General features: G+C 66.6%; 5 protein-coding genes and 1 pseudogene. 2 read left to right on the top strand and 4 right to left on the bottom strand.

The features are described 5' to 3' along the window. Positions 1-556: class II aldolase/adducin family protein (locus PHD22_RS16455; RefSeq protein WP_299869389.1), on the top strand; the 556-nt coding region annotated here is incomplete at its 5' end. Positions 557-632: 76 nt separating this feature from the next. Here the strand turns inward: PHD22_RS16455 and PHD22_RS16450 are convergent. The 4 genes from PHD22_RS16450 to PHD22_RS16435 are packed head-to-tail and all read right to left on the bottom strand — an operon-like array spanning position 633 to position 4132. Further along, positions 633-1157 (bottom strand): LEA type 2 family protein, encoded by a 525-nt coding sequence (locus PHD22_RS16450; RefSeq protein WP_299869386.1) that lies wholly within the window; start codon positions 1155-1157, stop codon positions 633-635. Between the two features lie 10 nt (positions 1158-1167). After that, positions 1168-2037, bottom strand: coding sequence for an NAD(P)-dependent oxidoreductase (locus tag PHD22_RS16445; protein ID WP_299869384.1), 870 nt, complete (start codon positions 2035-2037; stop codon positions 1168-1170). Position 2038: 1 nt separating this feature from the next. Further along, entirely contained in the window at positions 2039-2911 is an 873-nt protein-coding gene (locus tag PHD22_RS16440) for an NAD(P)-dependent oxidoreductase (protein WP_299869382.1), read from the bottom strand. A gap of 33 nt (positions 2912-2944) precedes the next feature. Next, positions 2945-4132, bottom strand: a complete 1188-nt coding sequence (locus PHD22_RS16435; RefSeq protein ID WP_299869379.1) for a PQQ-dependent sugar dehydrogenase — start codon at positions 4130-4132, stop codon at positions 2945-2947. Positions 4133-4240: 108 nt separating this feature from the next. Between PHD22_RS16435 and PHD22_RS16430 the strand changes: the two are divergent. After that, positions 4241-4337: pseudogene (locus PHD22_RS16430) on the top strand (DNA-binding protein YbiB); the annotation flags it as partial.

The raw sequence follows: 4337 nt of genomic DNA, 5'->3' as shown, positions 1-4337 counted from the left end.
CTCGGGCATCCCCTACGATGACTGCGACGAGGCGTCCATGGCCCTGATGACCATGAGCGGCAGCTGGCAGGGACCCTTTGCCCCATCCAGCGAATGGCGTATCCACCGGGACATCCTGGCGGCCCACCCGGAGGCCGGGGCGGTGCTCCACGCCCATTCCCCGTATGCCACCGCCCTGGCCTGCCTGAGGCGCCCGATCCCGGCGTTCCATTACATGATCGCCCGCTTCGGCGGCCACGACATCCGCTGCGCGCCCTACGCCACCTTCGGCACCCAGGCCCTCTCCGATGGCGCCCTGGACGCCCTGGACGGACGCAACGCCTGCCTGCTGGCCAACCACGGGATGGTGGTCTACGGGCGGGACCTGCGCCACACGCTGGCCCTGGCCATCGAATTTGAAACCCTCTGCGGCCAGTACTGGCGGGCCTGTCAGCTGGGACAACCCGTCCTTCTGACGGCAGCTGAAATGGACCAGGTCGTCGAACGCTTTGCCAGCTACGGCGCTCCTCAGCCGGTCCCTGCCGGGGGTAGCGGGGAACCTCCCCCCCCGGCCTGAGCCCGTCGCCCCTTCCCTGTCACAGCGCCGCCTGCACCCCACGGATACGGATCAAGAGCCGGATCCAATCCGCCCCTCAGAAACGCTCCGTCCCGCCAGAGGGGGCCGTCCCCTTGCCCAGATCGGAGAGTCCCCTGGGCAAGGCCACCTCCCCCTGCTGATCAAAATCGATGCCACCGAAGTTCCCGGTGACCAGACGCCCCCTCAGACGGTAGTCCACCTTGTCACGTCCATCACGGAAGGCATTGAGCTGGCGCAGGATGCCACCCAGGCCAGTGGTGGCCACGACCTCCACCCGCCCCTCGCCCAGGCGGGGAATCACCACGGGCTTGTTGCTGACCCCCTTGGCGAAGGACTGGCCATTCAGGTCCACCGTGAAGGTGAGCCCCTCGATGGCAATCTCGGTGGTATTGGGATTGGTCACCCGCAGGGTCAGGACAAACCGCTGCTCGATCAGGTTACCGTCGAGCAGGCGCAGATCCGCAACCGCCACCTCCGGCTTCTGGAGGCCCAGTTGCAAACCGGCACACCCCCCGAACAGGGTGCTCCCCAGGACGGCCAGCCCGAGCATCAGGCAACGGCGGCGCACACCCGTTTTCATGTCAGTCTCCTTAAAGGCCCTGCGCTTCCAGCACCCGCAGCAGACTGGCAGTGTCGTCCAGACTGCCCCCCAGAGCCATCAATGCATTGAGCTGCTGCCAGGTCTGGGCTGCCACAGGCAGAGGCACGCCCAACTGACGCGCCTCTTCCAGCAGGATCGCAAAATCCTTGTGATGCAGGCGGGACTGGATACCCGCCGCAAAGTCCCGCCGGGCCATCCGGCCGCCCATCACATCCAGAACCCGGGAAGCCGCAGAACCGCCCATGAGTGCTTCACGCACCCGATGAAGCTCCACCCCATGGGCACCTGCCAGCCGCATGGCCTCGGCACAGGCCTGGATGACATTGACCATGATCATCTGATTGCAGGCCTTGGCCACCTGGCCCGCACCGGCAGGACCGATGTGGACCACGGTCCTGCCCAGGCAGGCAAGCAGGGGGCGCACCTGCGCCAGGGTTTCCTCCGCCCCGCCAACCATGATCGCCAGCGTGGCCTCCCGGGCACCGGCTTCGCCCCCCGATACCGGGGCATCCAGCCAGCCAATGCCCCTTTCCGCATAGCGGGTAGCCAGCATACGGGCGGTGGCCGGAGCGATGGTGCTCATGTCCACATGCACCGCCCCGGAGGCCAGACCCTCGATCAGGCCGTCCGGCCCCAGGGCCAGTTCCTCCACATCACGGCTGGCCGTGACGACGGAAATCACCACTTCGGAACGTGCCGCCAGTTCGGCGGGAGTCACACACAAATGGGCACCCTCAGCCACGATCGCGTCAGCCGAGGCCGGGCGGCGGGCCCAGACGGCCAGATCATGACCAGCCGCCAGCAGGTGGCGGGCCATCGGCAGGCCCATCACCCCCATGCCCACGAATCCGACCCGCATCTCAGGCTCCCGACATGTTTTCCAGCAGCTTCAGGGCGGCCACGGAGTCCTCCTCGCCCATCCCGGACCCCACCATGGCATTGAAGAGCTGGGCGGTGGCGGCACTGCCCGGCAGCATCAGGCCGAGGCGGTGGGCTTCCTGCATCACGATATTCATGTCCTTCTGATGCATCCAGGCCTTGAAGCCCGGCTTGAAGTTGCGGTCCAGCATGCGCTGGCCATGGTTCTCGAGGATCCTGCTGTAGGCAAAACCGCCCAGCAGCGCCTCCCGCACCTTGGCGGCATCCACCCCGCTCTTGCGGGCGAAATTGAAAGCCTCGGCCACCGCCATCACCCCGATGCCGGTGAGGATCTGATTGCAGGCCTTGGCCACCTGGCCAGCGCCAGGCCCGCCGATCAGGGTGGCCGTCTTGCCCATGCAGGCCAGCAGGGGCTGTACCCGGGCGAAGGCGGCCTCATCGCCACCGACCATGATGGTCAGGGCACCACTGATCGCCCCCACCTCGCCGCCGGAGACCGGAGCATCCAGCATCGTAACCCCCTTGTCCGCGAGCCGGGCCGCAATGTCCTGGGCAGCGGCCGGCGCGATGGTGCTCATGTCCACGAAGATCAACCCCGTCCGGGCCCCTTCGACGACACCGGCAGCACCCAGGGCCACCTGCTCCACGTCGGCCGCGTCCGCCACCATGGAAAACACCACGTCGCAGGCCGCAGCGACTTCGGCGGCACTGCCGGCTCCCCGGGCACCCGCCTCGAGCAAGGGCGTCATGGATTCAGGGCGGCGGGCCCAGACCGTCAGGTCAGAACCACCCTTGAGGAGATTGAGCGCCATCGGGCGTCCCATGATGCCCAGACCGATGAAACCGACTTTCATTTAGCTGTTCCTGTTGCGGGAAAAAACCGGAGCCTAGCGATCGTCTGCGCCGGATGCAATCGGAACAGCCTGCGGAGCCGCCCTGGCAACGCCGGGCCTCCCCGTATAACTGATCCGGTAGAGGGCCCCCGCCTGATCATCACTGACCAGCAAGGCACCGTCGGGGAGCACCAGCACATCCGCCGGACGCCCCCACACCCGCTCCCGCCCCAGGGCATCCACCTGCAGCCAGCCCTCTGCAAACACAGAGTACCGCAGCGCTTTACCCTGAGTGCCGACCTCTACCCGGGTAACGCGGTAACCGGACCTGCGGCTACGATTCCAGGAGCCATGTTCGGCAATGAACACGTTGTGCCGGTATTCGGAAGGAAACTGACTGCCCGTGTAAAAACGCATCCCCAGGGCTGCCACATGGGCGCCCAGACGGACCACCGGAGGCGTATAGGCCTGGCAGCCCTGGCCCGGTCCCAGCTCAGGGTCGGGCAGACTGCCCTGATGGCAATAGGGGAAGCCGAAATGCTGCCCGGGCTTGTCCACCCTGTTCAGCTCATCGGCCGGCAGGTCGTCGCCGAGCATGTCCCGACCGTTGTCGGTGAACCAGAGACGACGGTCCTCCGGGTGCCAGTCGAAGCCCACCGTGTTGCGCACCCCGCGGGCCACCACTTCCATCGCACTGCCATCAGGATTCATCCGCTGAATGCTCGCGTACAGGTCAGGATCCCGCTCGCATACGTTGCAGGGCGCACCCACCGGCACGTACAACCGGCCGTCCGGGCCGAAGGCAATGAACTTCCAGCCATGGTGACGCTCCGCAGGCAGGCGGTCGGTGACCACACGGGGAGACGGAGGATCTTCGAGGCGCTGTCCTACCCCATCCAGGGCCAGGATCCGCGACATGGCCGACACATACAGGCTGCCCTCATGCCAGGCCACGCCCGCCGGCTGATCAAGCCCGCGGGCCAGCACATGGACCCCCACGGCACGACTACCGTCCAGCTGCACCCCATAGACCTTGCCGGCAGAGCGACTGCCTACATAGACCACTCCCCGCCCGCCGGCAAACTCGCCCAGGGCGAGCGCCCGCGCCCCCGGAACCTGGTCGGTTACAAGTGACACCTGAAAACCCTCCGGAACCCGGATCCGCTCCACCGGGGGTGTCGCCTGCGCGGCACCGGCAAGCACAACGCACAATCCCGACAGCCAACGCATGTCGATTCCCATCACCGTTCCCCTCCAGGATCATCACCCTGCGTGGAACATCCCGCCGTCCACAAGTTCGCGCACCATCCGCTAAACTCGGCAAAATCTTCCTTTCCCCCGTCCCACTCCATGACCTACGCCCCCCTGATCAAGGAAATCGGCCGCGGCGCCAAAGGCGCCCGCTCCCTCACCACGGAACAGGCCGAAGGGCTCTTCGGTGACATGC

It is taken from the genome of Zoogloea sp., from assembly GCF_028693495.1.
Classification (GTDB): domain Bacteria; phylum Pseudomonadota; class Gammaproteobacteria; order Burkholderiales; family Rhodocyclaceae; genus Zoogloea.
The sequence above is the reverse complement of the archived record's forward strand: the minus strand, read 5'-3'. Positions and strand labels throughout refer to the sequence as shown.

Coding starts and splice junctions, on each gene's coding strand:
- PHD22_RS16450 (WP_299869386.1), bottom strand. CDS start 1,157: ATGAAAACGGGTGTGCGCCGCCGTTGCCTGATGCTCGGGCTGGCCGTC.
- PHD22_RS16445 (WP_299869384.1), bottom strand. CDS start 2,037: ATGCGGGTCGGATTCGTGGGCATGGGGGTGATGGGCCTGCCGATGGCC.
- PHD22_RS16440 (WP_299869382.1), bottom strand. CDS start 2,911: ATGAAAGTCGGTTTCATCGGTCTGGGCATCATGGGACGCCCGATGGCG.
- PHD22_RS16435 (WP_299869379.1), bottom strand. CDS start 4,132: ATGGGAATCGACATGCGTTGGCTGTCGGGATTGTGCGTTGTGCTTGCC.